The sequence below is a fragment of the Nonomuraea sp. NPDC050153 genome, from assembly GCF_044460125.1.
GTDB lineage: Bacteria > Actinomycetota > Actinomycetes > Streptosporangiales > Streptosporangiaceae > Nonomuraea.
Map to the genome: position 1 here is coordinate 635289 of NZ_JBITJQ010000003.1, position 13716 is coordinate 649004.

Here is a 13716-nt window from a genome sequence, read left to right on the forward strand (position 1 = left end):
GTCAGCCCAGCGACCTCTTCAGGAAGTCGACCTGGAGCAGCAGCAGGTTTTCCGCCACGACCTCCTGGGGCGTCATGTGCGTCACCCCGGAGAGCGGGAGCACGCTGTGCTGCCGGCCGGCCGCGAGCAGGGCGGACGACAGGCGCAGGGTGTGGGCGGCCACCACGTTGTCGTCGGCCAGGCCGTGGATCAGCAGCAGCGGACGTTCGAGCTTGCCGGCGTCTCCGAACAGCGACGACTTCTCGTACACATCGGGCTGCTCGTCCGGATGGCCCAGGTATCGCTCGGTGTAGCACGTGTCGTACAGCCGCCAGTCGGTCACCGGCGCCCCCGCCACCGCCGCGTGGAACACGTCCGGCCGCCGCAGCACCGCCAGCGCGGCCAGGAAGCCGCCGAACGACCAGCCGCGAATGGCCACCCGCGTCAGATCGAGATCGTCGGGATACTGCTCGGCGACCCCCTGCAGGGCGTCGATCTGGTCCTCGAGCGCGGGGGCCGCCAGGTCGTTCAGCACGGCCCGCTCGAACTCGGGGCCCCTGCCGGGAGTGCCGCGCCCGTCCGCCACGATGACCGCGAACCCCTGCTCGGCGAACCACTGGCTCTCCAGGAACGCGCCGCGCCGGTTGAGCACGCGCTGCGCGTGCGGCCCGCCGTACGGATCCATGAGGACCGGCAGCTTCCCGGAGCCCTGCTCGTGCCACGAAGGCAGCACCACGGCGGTGGACAGCTCGCGGCGGCCGGAACGGCCGAGCGAGACGCGCAGGTCGAGGCCGGGCCGCTCGGCGAACGACGGGATCGGCACCGCCATGCCGTCGCGCCGCACGACCGTGGTCGACACGCCCTCGGCGTCGAGGCTCTGCTCGGTCAGTACGCCCACACCGCCCGACATCCGCCCCGAGAACACCCCGGAACGGGTCGAGACGGGCAGCAGCGAATGACCGTCCCACGTCCACAGGTGGACCTCGGTCGGATCGCCGCTCGCGCTGAACAGCACGCTGTCGTGATCGACGTCGAGCACCGCCCGCACCTGCAACGTGGGCGGCGTGACCGCGCGGTCGCCCACGAACAGCCGGTTGCCGCCGTCCGAGGCGGCCACCCACACCAGCGACCCGTCGTCGAGGTGCGCGGGCACGCCGGAGACGACGTCGACCCAGGCCGGATCGGTGTCCTCGCGCACCAGCTCGGACGCGCCCGTCGCCGGATCGACCGTGAACAGCCGCATCGTCCGCTGGTCGCGCGTCATGGTCACGATCGACAGCGCGTGGGGGTCCCAGGCCGCCGTCGTGAGGTATTCCTCCTCGTACGGCACCGCGACCCGCGACCCGTCGAGCCCCAGCACGAACAGCTCGGTGACCGCGTTGGGCGTGCCGGCGGCCGGATAGCGCTGGGCCGACGCGGGACGGTCGGGGTTGGCCGGATCGGCGATGTGCCAGACCCGGACCGGGGCCTCGTCGACGCGTTCGACCAGCAGCGCGTCGCCCGACGGCGCCCACCAGTGGCCCCGCATCCGGTCCATCTCCTCGGCGGCGATGAACTCGGCCAGCCCGTACGTCACGGTCTCCGCCTCCGGCGTGGCCAGCGCGCGGTCCTCGCCGGACCCGAGGTCCTGGACGCGCAGCGCGCCGCCGGTGACGTACGCGACATGTGCCCCGTCCGGGGACAGACGGGGGTCGATGACCGCGCCCGGCGTGTCCAGCCGGCGCGTCTGGCCGGTCGCGAGCTCGACGACGTAGAGAGCGCCGGACAGGGCGAAGCAGGCTCGTGTGAGGTCGGTGTCGGTGGCGTACGCGACCACGCCGCCCGCCGCCTCCCGGCTGCGCTCGCGCCTGGCCCGCTCCTCCGGCGGCAGGCTCTCCTCGTCGGCGTCGAGCGCGCGCGGGTCGACGACCAGGCGCTCGACGTGGGTGTCGGTGTCGAGCTCCCACAGGCACGTCACCGGGTCGGTGCCCGACTTCGTGCGGAGGAAGACCACCCTGCCGCCGTCCGGAGTGATCGTGAAGCCCCTGGGCACTCCGAGGGTGAACCGGCGGGTCCTGGCAGACAGTCGCGGGTAGCTCTCGCTCATGCGCCCAATCCTGCCACCGCCGATGGGGAACCTGCGCAATGGCGTCCGGAGCCCGTCTGTACGCTCGTTCCTATGACTGATCGACGGCTCCTCCTCGTGCACGCCCATCCGGACGACGAGTCGATCGGAACCGGGGCGACCATGGCCAAGTACGTCGCCGAGGGTGCCCACGTCACGCTCGTGACCTGCACTCTCGGCGAGGAAGGCGAGATCATTCCCGGCGACCTCGCCCACCTGGCCGCCGACCAGGACGACGCCCTCGGGCCGTACCGGATCGGCGAGCTCGCCGCCGCCTGCCAGGCGCTCGGGGTCGAGGACCACCGCTTCCTGGGCGGGCCGGGCCGCTGGCGGGACTCGGGGATGATGGGGGTGGCGTCCAACGACCACCCGAAGGCGTTCTGGGGCGCCGACCTCGACGAGGCGGCGGGGGAACTGGTCAAGGTCATCCGTGAGGTACGGCCCCAGGTCCTCGTCACGTACGACGACAACGGCTTCTACGGGCACCCCGATCACATCCAGGCGCACCGGGTTTCGCGCAGAGCGTTCGAGCTGGCGGCGAAACCGGACTTCGGCGAGGGCGAACCGTGGCAGATCGCGAAGTTCTACCACACGGCCCTCGCCCGATCCGTCATGCGGCGCACGACCGAGGCGCTGCGCGAGGCGGACGTCAGCTTCCTGGTGGAGGACGTGGAGGACATGCCGTTCGGCAACGCGGACGAGGACGTCACCACCGAGATCGACGCCCGTCCGTGGATCGGCAACAAGATGGAGGCCATGCGGGCGCACGTCACGCAGATCGTCGTGGACGACCCGTGGTTCGCGCTGTCCAACAACATCGGCCAGGAGGTTCTGGGCGTCGAGCACTACCGGCTGGCCATCGGTGTACCCGGCCCCGCCGTGCCTGGCCCGCCCATCGAGGCGGGCGGCCTGGGCGATCCGCACACCCGCGAGAACGATCTCTTCGCGGGCATCCACTAACCTCGTGCGACATGGAACATCGCAGCCAGGCCGAGTCGGCTCTGGGCGGGGCGGCGTACGGCATGCTGTTCGTGCTCGGCGTCGTCATGGCGGTCGTGGGCGGCTTCACGCATCCGGATCCGAGATGGCAGGTCGGGCCCGTCCCGGTTGCGGCGATCGTGTGGGTGCTGGCGCTCTTCGCGGTGTGCCTGGGGGCGGGGAAGCTGATGCGGGCCAAGCTCGGGGCTTTCGTGACGGCGGTCGGCTGGTTGCTGGTGACGATGCCGTTCACGCTGAAGCTGAGCGCGGGGGATCTGGTGATCGCCGATGGCCCGCCCGGATACGTGTATCTGTACGGGGGGTTGGCGGGCATCGTGGCGGCCTATGTGCTTTCGCCCTCGTCAGAGGGGGGATCGTGGCTCTTGCATGGGTACCCTCCGAAGAACTCTATGTAGAGGCATAAAGTAGCGTTCGTGCATTCCATCGAGCGGCCCGTGGACCCTGGAACGTACCGCAAGGTCGTCGGCCGCTTCGCCACTGGAGTCGCGATCGTGACGACCAGGCTGGGCGATGTCGATCACGCGATGACGGTGAATTCGTTCACTTCTGTCTCCCTTGATCCGCTCCTCGTACTGTTCTGCGCGGAGAAGGTGGCCCGGTTCCATGACGCGGTGCTGGAGGCGGGGGTGTGGGGGGTCTCCGTGCTGCCCGCCTCGATGGAGGACGCCTCACGCTTCTTCGCCCACCGGGGGCGGCCGCTGAACGGGCAACTCGCGCGGTGGCCGCATCACCTGGGGGAGTTAGGGGTGGCTTTGTTCGACGGGGCCATCGCGACGGTGGAGTGCGTGACGACGGCGGTGCACGACGGCGGGGACCACTCGATCGTGGTGGGCGAGGTGGCGGCCCTGGACACGCCTTCGGACGGGGTGCCGCTTCTGTACCACGAAGGACAGTACAAGACCCTTTAGGCGCCGCTGCGGGACTTTCCCCGGGGCGCATGCAGCGGTGAGGCCGTCCGGAGGCTTCTCTTCGGCATGAGCGCGGGCTTGAACGCGGACAAGGGCGCGGGCTTGAACGCGGGCAGGAGTCGGGCCAGGCGCTTGGCCTGGCCCGCTCACTTGGTCGCTTCCCGTGTCGCTACCGGGTGGAAGCGCTGGCCGATTTCGACGGAGTGGTGGTCGGGGTGACCGTCGGGACGCCGGTGTCGGTAGGCGTCGCCGTGTCCGGCGGGGGCTCGGAGGGGAGATCCGTCGGCGTCTCCTCCGCCGGCGGCGGACAGGTGGGGATCTCCGGCGCCCCCACCGTCGGCGGCACGGAGCCCGTCGGGGTGACCGTCGGAGCGCCGGTCGCGGTGTCAGTCGCGGTGCCGGTCGGGGCGCTGGTCGGGGCGCTGGTGGGCGGTTCGGTCGGGGTCGGGGTCGTGATGGGAGTTTCGGTCGGGGTTTCGGTGGGAGTTTCGGTCGCGGTGTCAGTCAGATTCGGAGTGGGCGTCGGCGTATCGGTGACCGGCGGGGACTCCGTGCTCGTGGCCGTGCTCGTGGCCGTGGCCGTGGCCGTGGCCGTGGCCGTGGCCGTGGCCGTGGCCGTGGCCGTGGGCGTGGCCGTGGGCGTGGCCGTGCTCGTGGCCGTGGCCGTGGGCGTGGGCGTACCCGTGTCCGTCGGAAGGGTCGTCGGCGGAGGGGTCTCCGTCGGCTCGACGCTCGGCTGACAGGTGAACGTCACTGTCTGCGTGACCGTCGGGCCCGGCTCGATGATCGTGACCTGTTCCCTCACCGTCACCGTCGGAAGGGGGATCAGTTTGACCGCCACCTTGCCCTTCTTCTTGTACGTGCCCCGGCCGAGCCGCTTCGTGGACTCTCCCGAGCCCTCGGTCACCGGCAGGTCGACGCTGGTCGTCTTGCAGGATCTGCCCTTGCATACTCGCTGCTTGATCGAGAAGAGAGCAGCTTGCGCGTCCGTGATCGATACATTCAGGTAGGAGACGCCTCGCCTCTTGACTACCTTCGTCGTGGCGGTGTACTCCCCGATCGTGGGAGTCTCCGTGGGTGTCGGACTCGCCGCCGGGATGGTGGTCAACTCCACCTCTGCGCCTAGAGCACCTAGTCGGTTGTCAGTGGATCGTACGGGATCGGTCGCTGACGTCTGGGTGATCGCAACTCCGCCGGCTCCTGCCAGTGCGACGGTGCCGAGCAGCGCGCCCAGGATGGGGAATCGCATAATCCTGCTCTTGTGGGAGATTTCAGGACAGGGATCATTATTCCGACTTGTCAAGATTGGTCAAGGCTGAGACGCATGGAGACGCGCTTCCGGTTCCGGCGCGTGGCGAACTACGTCAACCTCGCCACGCCGCTCGGTCTGCTGATCTCGATCATCGGTGGCGCGACCCGGCGCCCTGGCCCCGACGGGCTCATCCTGGCCTTCGGCTACCGCTACGGCTTCCCCATCGCAGGGGCGTTCACCGTGGGAAACGTCGTCCTGACCAAGTGGGACTCGCTCCCCGACCACCTCGTCCGCCACGAGGGCCGCCACGCCACCCAGTGGGCCTGGTGCGTCGGCCTCCCCATGCTGCCGCTCTACCTGCTGTCGATGCTCGTGTCGGTGATGGTCTGTGGCAACCAGGCTTCGTACAACGTTTTCGAGCGCTTGGCCGACTTGGAAGACGGCGGCTACCCTCGCGCCCCACTGCGGTGGCGACGACGGAGCGACGGCGCGTGAGACCCGGGCCCGCGCCCCATCCCGCCAACGCCGCAAGCCCTCACCGTGGCGGCTGGTGCTGCGAGCCGGTGCCCGGTCCCCGCCGCAACCGTGGGTGTGGGGAGCCTTGCCTCGGTGCTCTGCCCCGGCTCCAACCGTGGGCCCGGGAGCCAGTGCCGGGAGCCAGTGCCGGGAGCCAGTGCCGGGAGCCAGTGCCGGGAGTCCGCGCTGGGGAACCCGTGCTGGGGAACCCGTGCCCAGTCCCTGTGCCCCGTCCCTGTGCGCAGTCCCCGCGTGCAGTCTCTGCCGTTGCCGTGGGCGCGTATGTCCTTCAGCCGGCGCTGCGTGTGGTCGGGCGGTGGGTTGGCGTCGGTTGGGCTTATCCCTGCGTCTGATGGGTGGTTGACGGTGTGGGAGTGCGTCCTGATGAGCCCTTCAGCCAGCTCAACGTGAGCGCCGTGATGGCCAGGCCGGAGATGGCGCCGGCGCAGAGGACGGAGGCGGTGGAAGGGGACACCAGGGTGATGCCTGCCAGGGCGAGGGCCGAGACGGCGGTGGCGATGGCCACGTAGAGCCAGGTGGCCAGGCGAACCCAGCGGACGCGGGAGTCCTCGGAAGGCAGCGTGCGGGAGAGGAGCCAGGACAGGGCCGGTAAGAGGAGGACGCCGTGCATGAATATCGCGTGGGCGGGCTTCAGGGTGGTGGCCACCGTGTACGCGAGCTGCTGGTTTCCCGTCACCACCTCGATGACGCCTCGGGCGATCATGACGGTGCCGAACGCCATGGCGGCGAGGAGGGTGGCGAAGCCCGCGCGTACGGCCAGGCGCATGCTCGGGGCCAGGTCTGGATCGGGGCGGAACGCGGCGATCGTCATGATGATCGCGATGGCGATGAGGAGGCCGCCGCCTGCCGCCAGGGTCCTCGCGATGGTCGTGTCGAAGGCGGTCTCCATATTGAAGTGGGACGGGACTCCTCGCCACGCCTGGAGGGTGATCAGGGCCACCTCCACCGTGGACGCCACCGCGAAGGCGCCGACCAGGAGCGGGCGGGCGCGGACTCGCACGAACTGGGAGACCCAGGTGAGGGTCAGGACGCTCAGCCCGAACGACACGCCGAACGTGAACGGTTTGCGCCACGACACCGCGCCCTCCCACAGTCCGCCGTCCACGACGAACACGCCCAGGTGAACGAGGCCCGCGAGCACCAGCAGGACTCCGATGAGGTACCAGAGGCGATTCATGGCGCCATCGTGGCAGGGCGGCGGAGGCCGGTGCGTCGGCCCAGGGTCTGGATCGTCTCTACAACGTTGGTCGTACGGCGAGGGGGGTGTGGCGTCGGACCTCGGTCGTGCTCACCCGCGGCGCCCGGCGGGGGTGCCGGTCCTCGCCGGCGATTGCCGCAGCGTGGTGCGGTTCGGAGGGTGTCGGTTCTCGTCGGTGCTTGCTGCGGGGTGGTGCGGTTCGTTGGGTGTCGGTCCTCGTCGGTGCTTGCCGCAGGGTAGTGCGGTTCGGGGGCGCCGGTCCTCGTCCGTGCCTGCCGCGAGGTGGTGTGGTTCGGGGCGCCGGACCTCAAGGGGGTGGGTCAGGGGGTGAGCTTGAGGGTGTGCACGGCCGCCTTCTTGATCGACTCGGGCTTCGCGTACATCGGCAGCAGGTCGCCCTTGGCCCAGGTCTCCGCCTGATCCCAGTAGTTGCCGTGGAAGGCGTGTCCCGAGGCGCCCGTCAGGTTGATCCATCGGGACTTGTCCGTATTGGAGAGGTCGACGATCATGCGCATCGACGGGACGGCGGTGATCGCGTACCCCTTCTGGACGTTCCACCCCGTGGCGTTCACGGCGTCCTTGCTCCCCGCCACGGCCAGCGGCCCGCGGTTGAACAGGGCCTCCACCGGAGCTATCCCCGAGGTCCCCAGCGAGCCGTTGACCAGCTCCAACTGGTGCAGGTCACCCCAGCGCCAGGACTTGACCTCCGGCCCGAGCCGGTCCGACAGCTCCTGGTACGCCGAGGCGAGCGCCTGGCGGAGGATGTCGTCGCGGGTCTCCTTGACGTTCTTGGTGGTCACGTCGTCCCAGAAAGGGTCGTCCGGAGTGTCGAGCAGGCGCCGGACGACCTCGTACCAGCGGTCTCCACCGGCCGGTCGCGCCGCCTCCGGCAGGTCGTCGTTGAACGTCAGCAGGAGCACCTGCCGCCACACCGCGTTGAAGTAGGCGGCGGGGGTGGAGTCGAGGCCCTGCGTGCGGTCCCACGTCTTCAGCAACTGCCTGGCCTCGCCGCTGGGCCCCGCCAGGTCCACCTGCATCAGGGCCGGGACCAGCGTCTCGGCGAAGCCGTTGTAGGTGTCCTGCTGGATCGCCGACATGGTCGCCGCGTCGATCGGGCCCTTCTTGATCGCCGCCTTGATGCGGTCGCGGATGCGTTCGGAGCGGTAGCCGTGCGCCCAGTCCATGGTCAGCAGGGGTTTGTAGCGCTTGGGGTCGATGACGGCGTTGTTCGCGGTGACGATGAAGCCGTCGGCCGGGTCCTCCACCGAAGGTAATTGGTCGTACGGGATGGGGGCCGTCATCCAGTCGTACTCGCCCGTCCATCCCGGGACGGGCCAGGTGCCGTCGCCCTTCTGCCGTACGGGGATGCGCCCGGGAGCCTGGTAGCCGATCTTGCCGGTGGTGTCGGCGTAGACCAGGTTCTGGGACGGCACCTCGAACAGCGCCACCGCGGCCTTGAACTCCTGCCAGTCACCGGCCTTGTTCAGCGCGAAGATGGCGTCGGCCGACCGGCCCGGCGTCAGCGCCGTCCACTGCAGCGCCACCGCGTTGGCCTCGCCGCTGGGTTTGGCGGCGCCTATCACGTCGTTGATCAGCGGCCCGTGCCGGGTGCTCTTGACCGTGATCGTGACCGGGGCGTCGCCCGCGACCTTGACCTGCTCTTCCCGGGTCTCCAGCTTCAGCTGCTGGCCCTTGTACAGGTACGTGTCGCCCTGCACCTGCTCCAGGAAGAGATCGGCCACGTCGGGGCCCAGGTTGGTGAAGCCCCACGCGATCTTGTCCGTCTGCCCGATGATCACACCGGGCACGCCCGAGAACGTGAACCCGGTCACGTCGTACGGGCATGCCTGCGTGACCTTCCTGCAGTGCAGCCCGGCCTGGTACCAGACGGAGGGCATCTGCGGCGACAGGTGCGGGTCGTTGGCCAGCAGCGGCTTGCCGCTGGCGGTGTACTCGCCGGAGACCACCCACGAGTTGGACCCGATGCCCTCGCGGTCCTCCGTGCCCATCGTGTTCGGCACGGCGTCCAGCGTCTTGGCGGCCTGGGCGATGGCGCGGTCGGCGCGCGTCTGAGGCTCCGCGCGCTGGTCGAAGCGCCCCCGGTCGATGGTGCCCTGGGTGACGATCGGGCTGTGGCGGTCGTACGGGTAGCCGGGGTAGAGCTGCTCGACGCGCTCCTTGGGCAGCTTGGTCAGCGCCAGCGCGCGGTCGATCTCGTCCTCCATGTTGGAACGCAGGTCCCAGGCCATGGCCTTCAGCCAGGCCACGGAGTCGGCCGCGGTCCACTTCTCCGGCGTGTACCCGCCGTTCTGGATCTTCAGGATGGAGTATTCGAGGCTGCGGTCGGAGGCGTTCGGGTTGGCGCTGAGCCAGGCGTTCACACCTTTCGCGTACGCGTCCAGGTAGCTCCGGGTCTCCTGGGACAGGTCGGAGAGCTCTTCCTCGGCGACCTTGCGCCAGCCCATGGTCCTGATGGCCTTGTCGTTCTCGACGGTGGCCTTGCCGAAGAGCTCCGAGAGGCGGCCCGCGGTCAGGTGGCGGCGGAAGTCCATCTCGTAGAAGCGATCCTGGGCGTGGACGAACCCCTGAGCCGTGAACAGGTCCGCGGCGGTGTCGGCGTAGATGTGCGGGATTCCATATTTATCCCGATAAATCTCCACATTCCCGGTCAGGCCCGGCAGTCGCAGCGATCCGTCCACCTGCGGGAACGACTTCCGCACCGTGTAGACGACAACCCCTGCCAGCACCAGGACCAGCGCGAGCACTACGGTCAACACCCGAGCGAACCACCGCAACGGCCGCGGCATCCACGCATAGGGCCTCACCGACACCTCCATCTCCGCCGAACTGGCATCAAGTCTGTCAGTCCGGGATCACTCCTCCGGCCGCCTTTCCAACCCTGGGCAGAAGACTTCGAAGCGCCTGATTACGGGCGAGAACCTCTCCCTCACTCGCCGCATCCGACCGGCGGGGGCGCGACGTGACGATGTACGACGAGTGCGGCAACCGGCCGGCCGTCTGCGCCTCGGGCATGACGAGGCTCGTGCTGCCGGGCGGGATCGTCGCCTACGGCAAGACCGGCGCCCGCTACGGCTACTCCGCCGGAAGACCGGCGCCCGCTACGGCTACGCCGCCGGCGTCGCCGCGACCCGCGACCTGAGCCGGACCCTCGTCCACTCGGTCGACTCCACCGAAGCCAAGGCGTCCGGCCAGAACGACAGAACGCTGCGCATCGCCCTGGCCGCCTGCTCCCGACCAGCCGGCGCGTGACGCGTCCTGCCCGCGTGGGACCGCCGCGGCGGGTCGGCCGTGGACGTGCGGGCCTCCGGACATGTCGCGAGTGGGGTCAGGCCCAGGTCTGGCCGTCTGTGGGGTCAGGTCCAGGTCTGGCCGTCTTGGGTGTCCGCGACGCGTACCCCCATCTCCGCCAGTTCGCCCCGGAGCCGGTCCGCCTCCTCCCAGTCCCGGGCCTCCCGCGCCCGCTCCCGCGCCTGCAGAAGCTCCCCGGCTCCGGGAGGCAGCACCCGCGCCTTGCCGATCTCCGTCGAGAGGTCGAGCCCCAGCACCTGGTCAAGGTGCAGGAACGTCTCGAACTTGGCCCCGGGCGCCACCGACTCGTCGCGCTCCAGGTCCCGCAGGACGCGCAGCGCGGACGGCGTGTCGAGGTCGTCGGAGAAAGCGGCCTCCACCCGGTCCGCGTAGTCCGGCGACATCGGAGCGCTGGGCGACTCCGACCACTCGGCCACCCGGGCGCGCCAGCGCCGCATCGTGCGGTCGGCGGCTCGCAGGGTGTCCCACGTCAGGTTCAGCTGCTGCCGGTAGCGGTGCTCCAGGAACGCCATGCGTACGGCGAGAGGGTCGAGCCCGGCCGTGACCACGTCCGAGAGCAGCACCACGTTCCCCGTGGACTTGGCCATCTTGCGGCCGTCGAACAGCAGGTGCTCGCCATGGACCCAGTGCCGCACCACCTCGTGCCCCGTCGCCGAGTCGGACTGGGCGCGCTCGTCCTCGTGGTGCGGGAAACGGAGGTCGATCCCGCCGACGTGGATCTCGAAGCGGGGGCCGAGGAAGCGGAGCGACATGGCCGAGCACTCCACGTGCCATCCAGGGAAGCCGGGCCCCCATGGCGAGTCCCAGGTCAGGTCTCCGGAGGAGGGTTTCCACAGCGCCCAGTCGGCGTGGAAGCGCTTGCGCGAGTCGACGGCGTCGATGCGGTGGGCGGGCTTGAGCGAATCCAGGCGATTTCCCGAAATTTCGCCGTAAGTGGGGAAGGTTTGGACGTCGAAGAACACCGACCCGTCAGGCACCTCGTACGCGTGCCCCCGCTCGATCAGCTTGGCGATCAGCTCGATCATCAGGTCGACGGTCTCGCTCGCCCGGGGCATGTGCTCCGGCGGGCGGAGGTTGAGCGCCGAGGTGTCGGCCCGGAAGGCGTCCTCGTAGAAGCGGGCGAGCTCGCGCACGGATCGCCCCTCCGCCCGCGCCTGCTCCAGGACCTTGTCGGAGCCGGAGTCGGTCAGGTGGCCCACGTCGGTGATGTTCTGGCAGGCCAGCACGCGTACCCGCCGCCGTTCGAGCACCCGCCTGATCAGGTCGGACAGCAGGTACGTACGGAGGTTGCCCACATGCGCGTGGCGGTAGACGGTCGGCCCGCACGTGTACATGCGCACCGCCCGCCCCGCGTCGATCTCCTCGACCTGCCTGGCGCGCGTGTCGTAGATCCGGAGCATCCTCCGAGCCTAGCCGCGCCGACCGCCGGGGAAGCCGAGGGCGTCCCGGGTCGGCTGCCGGGAAAGCCGAGGACGTCCCGGTCAACTGCCAGGGAAGCCGAGGGCGTCCGGGGTCAGCCGCCCAGGAAGCCGAGGATGTCCCGGTCGCCGCGCTCGCGCAGTCTGCCCAGCACATCCTCGCGCGCCGCCGTGTCGGGCATCCCCATCCTGGCCCCGATCAGCCGCAGCCCCTCCAGCTCCGAGCTGACGGGAGCGGTGTAGCCGATGAGGTACAGGGCGCGGTTGACGGGCGGCATCCCGACCGGCGCGGCGGGCAGGTAGCGGGTCAGCAGCTCGCCCCCGTCCGACACGGTCAGGAACACGTGGTCGCCCTCGCTCGCCTTGAAGTCGGCCAGCACGTTGCGGATCGACCCCATGGTCGGCTGGTTGTGCCAGCTGATCACCACGTCCCCTGACGGGGTCGAGGCGGTGAGCTGCCCGCCCGGCGCCATCCCCAGGTACGCGGCGAAGCCGGTGGGCAGCGGCGAACCGGACCCGCGCAGGTGCTCGGCGTTGACGTCCACGCGGTGCCACCAGCGGCCGTCGCGGGAGCGGAAGCTGCGCCGCGTCTCCGACACGTCCTTGCGCGGCTGGTACGGCTCCGCCTCCCCGGTCGGCGAGGTGCCGGCCACCCGGATCCAGCCCCGTTGCGTCCGCTCGAAGCCCGGCCCGCCCGAGTAGGCCCGCACCGAGCTCTCGCTGACGTCGTACTTGGCGGTCAGGTTGGTGACGATCGTGCTCACCGAGGCCTCGCCGCCGGCCCGCTCGATCTCCCTGGCGATCATCTCCCTGATCCCCAGGTACTCGTCGCCGCCCCATCGCGTCAGGCCGTACTTGTTCCGGTCGACCCGGCGGAAGCGTTCGTCGGCGGTGAGCTGGTTGCGGATGCCGACCAGGCTGTAGTCCTCGCCGATGCGCTCCTGGATCTCCTCGGGCGACAGGGGCGCGCCCGCCACCGCCAGCACCGCCTCGGCCTTCTCGTTGATGCTGCGCGGCCACGGCACGACGTGCTGGCCCAGCACGCGCAGCTGCGGCACCGCCAGGATCCACCGCTCGGCCACGTCCTCGCGCACGCCGAGCTGGGCGACCATGGCCACCGCCTCGCCGAGCGGCCGCGGCCCGTCGGCGAACAGCTGCCGCGTCTTCTCCCGGAGCTCGTCGGCCCCGCCCGCCACGAGCCACCCGTCGGACTGCTCGTAGCCGGTCAGCAGCGTACGCACGAACCGCCACGCCGGGATCCCCAGCGAGCGCAGCTCGGCCCGGTGCCACGGCACGGCGGCCTGCAGGTCGTCGGCCGGGACCGCGGAGCCGAGCCGGCCGCGCAGCCAGGAGACGTGCGCGACGAGGGCGGAGGCGTCCGGCTTGCCGAGCCAGGCCTCCACGTGGTCGCGCAGGTCGCGCTCGATCTGCCGGATCCGCTCCCGCGTGACCGAGAAGCGCTGCGCCAGCTCGTCCAGTGTGGCCCGCTGCGCGGCGTAGAGCCGGTCGCGGGCGATGGCCCGCTGCCGGTCGTCCAGCGCCCCGAACAGGTCGTCGATCAGCTCGGGCAGCGGCTTGTCCGGCCTGGACGGCACCGACGGCGCCGAAGGTGCGGACACGGCCTCGGGCGCGGGCTCGAGCAGCCGCTCGAACACGCCGCCGAACAGCTTCTGCACCATGTCCTTGCCCAGCGTCTCCGGGGTCCGCTCGGCCTCGGAAGGGTCGGAGAAGCGCAGCAACGGGAGGATGTCGCCGACCATCAGATGACCCCAGCAGGCCACGGCGAGGTCGGCCAGGCGGCCGGCCACGGTCTGCGTTCCGACTATGGCGCACACGCGATCGAGGGGGATCGCCTGCCACCAGGCCTCCGGCAGCTGTGGCTCCTCCACGATCGGCGCGATCTGACCAGGGGAGGTCCATCGCAGGGGTGGCGTGAGGTCGCTCAGGCTGAGGTTCATTGAGGTCCAACCGGCAAAGGGAAGATATATCCG

Annotated in this window: 11 protein-coding genes; 6 read left to right on the forward strand and 5 right to left on the reverse strand. The window is 70.3% G+C overall.

Annotation, left to right across the window (positions count from 1 at the left end; genetic code table 11):
* Nucleotide 1: 1 nt before the first annotated feature.
* Nucleotides 2-2065: a prolyl oligopeptidase family serine peptidase gene (locus ACIBQ1_RS11465; protein ID WP_397276558.1), complete on the reverse strand. Its 2064-nt coding sequence runs from the start codon at nt 2063-2065 to the stop codon at nt 2-4.
* Between the two features lie 72 nt (nt 2066-2137).
* Between ACIBQ1_RS11465 and mshB the strand changes: the two genes are divergently transcribed.
* The 5 genes from mshB to ACIBQ1_RS11490 all read left to right on the forward strand — a co-directional run bounded on the left by mshB (nt 2138) and on the right by ACIBQ1_RS11490 (nt 5737).
* Nucleotides 2138-3043 carry an N-acetyl-1-D-myo-inositol-2-amino-2-deoxy-alpha-D-glucopyranoside deacetylase gene (gene mshB / locus ACIBQ1_RS11470; RefSeq protein WP_397276560.1) on the forward strand — a complete coding sequence of 302 codons (906 nt, stop codon included), beginning with the start codon at nt 2138-2140 and terminating at the stop codon, nt 3041-3043.
* A gap of 11 nt (nt 3044-3054) precedes the next feature.
* Nucleotides 3055-3477, forward strand: a complete 423-nt coding sequence (locus tag ACIBQ1_RS11475) for a DUF6113 family protein (protein ID WP_397276562.1) — start codon at nt 3055-3057, stop codon at nt 3475-3477.
* A gap of 18 nt (nt 3478-3495) precedes the next feature.
* Entirely contained in the window at nt 3496-3990 is a 495-nt protein-coding gene (locus ACIBQ1_RS11480; protein ID WP_397276564.1) for a flavin reductase family protein, read from the forward strand.
* 176 nt (nt 3991-4166) lie between these two features.
* On the forward strand, nt 4167-4730 hold the full coding sequence (locus ACIBQ1_RS11485; protein WP_397276566.1) for a hypothetical protein: 564 nt from the start codon (nt 4167-4169) through the stop codon (nt 4728-4730).
* Between the two features lie 584 nt (nt 4731-5314).
* Nucleotides 5315-5737 carry a hypothetical protein gene (locus ACIBQ1_RS11490; RefSeq protein WP_397276568.1) on the forward strand — a complete coding sequence of 141 codons (423 nt, stop codon included), beginning with the start codon at nt 5315-5317 and terminating at the stop codon, nt 5735-5737.
* A 358-nt stretch (nt 5738-6095) separates the two neighbouring features.
* Here the strand turns inward: ACIBQ1_RS11490 and ACIBQ1_RS11495 are convergent, their stop codons facing one another.
* The gene (locus ACIBQ1_RS11495) at nt 6096-6956 is read right to left on the reverse strand and encodes a hypothetical protein (protein ID WP_397276570.1); all 861 of its coding nucleotides are present in this window, start codon (nt 6954-6956) and stop codon (nt 6096-6098) included.
* 341 nt (nt 6957-7297) lie between these two features.
* Nucleotides 7298-9784 carry a penicillin acylase family protein gene (locus tag ACIBQ1_RS11500; RefSeq protein WP_397276761.1) on the reverse strand — a complete coding sequence of 829 codons (2487 nt, stop codon included), beginning with the start codon at nt 9782-9784 and terminating at the stop codon, nt 7298-7300.
* 173 nt (nt 9785-9957) lie between these two features.
* Here ACIBQ1_RS11500 and ACIBQ1_RS11505 point away from each other — a divergent pair, with 173 nt between their 5' ends.
* Complete coding sequence (locus ACIBQ1_RS11505; protein ID WP_397276572.1) at nt 9958-10137, forward strand: hypothetical protein; 180 nt, start codon at nt 9958-9960, stop codon at nt 10135-10137.
* 214 nt (nt 10138-10351) lie between these two features.
* Here ACIBQ1_RS11505 and cysS read toward each other — a convergent pair whose 3' ends face one another.
* Nucleotides 10352-11707 carry a cysteine--tRNA ligase gene (cysS, locus tag ACIBQ1_RS11510; protein ID WP_397276573.1) on the reverse strand — a complete coding sequence of 452 codons (1356 nt, stop codon included), beginning with the start codon at nt 11705-11707 and terminating at the stop codon, nt 10352-10354.
* Between the two features lie 113 nt (nt 11708-11820).
* Entirely contained in the window at nt 11821-13614 is a 1794-nt protein-coding gene (locus tag ACIBQ1_RS11515) for a sigma factor-like helix-turn-helix DNA-binding protein (protein ID WP_397276575.1), read from the reverse strand.
* Nucleotides 13615-13716 lie beyond the last annotated feature (102 nt).

What these genes read in the sequence shown, in the direction of transcription:
- ACIBQ1_RS11475 (WP_397276562.1), top strand. Translation starts at nt 3,055, where the DNA reads ATGGAACATCGCAGCCAGGCCGAGTCGGCTCTGGGCGGGGCGGCGTAC.
- ACIBQ1_RS11500 (WP_397276761.1), bottom strand. Translation starts at nt 9,784, where the DNA reads ATGCCGCGGCCGTTGCGGTGGTTCGCTCGGGTGTTGACCGTAGTGCTC.
- ACIBQ1_RS11495 (WP_397276570.1), bottom strand. Translation starts at nt 6,956, where the DNA reads ATGAATCGCCTCTGGTACCTCATCGGAGTCCTGCTGGTGCTCGCGGGC.
- mshB (WP_397276560.1), top strand. Translation starts at nt 2,138, where the DNA reads ATGACTGATCGACGGCTCCTCCTCGTGCACGCCCATCCGGACGACGAG.
- ACIBQ1_RS11465 (WP_397276558.1), bottom strand. Translation starts at nt 2,065, where the DNA reads ATGAGCGAGAGCTACCCGCGACTGTCTGCCAGGACCCGCCGGTTCACC.
- cysS (WP_397276573.1), bottom strand. Translation starts at nt 11,707, where the DNA reads ATGCTCCGGATCTACGACACGCGCGCCAGGCAGGTCGAGGAGATCGAC.
- ACIBQ1_RS11490 (WP_397276568.1), top strand. Translation starts at nt 5,315, where the DNA reads ATGGAGACGCGCTTCCGGTTCCGGCGCGTGGCGAACTACGTCAACCTC.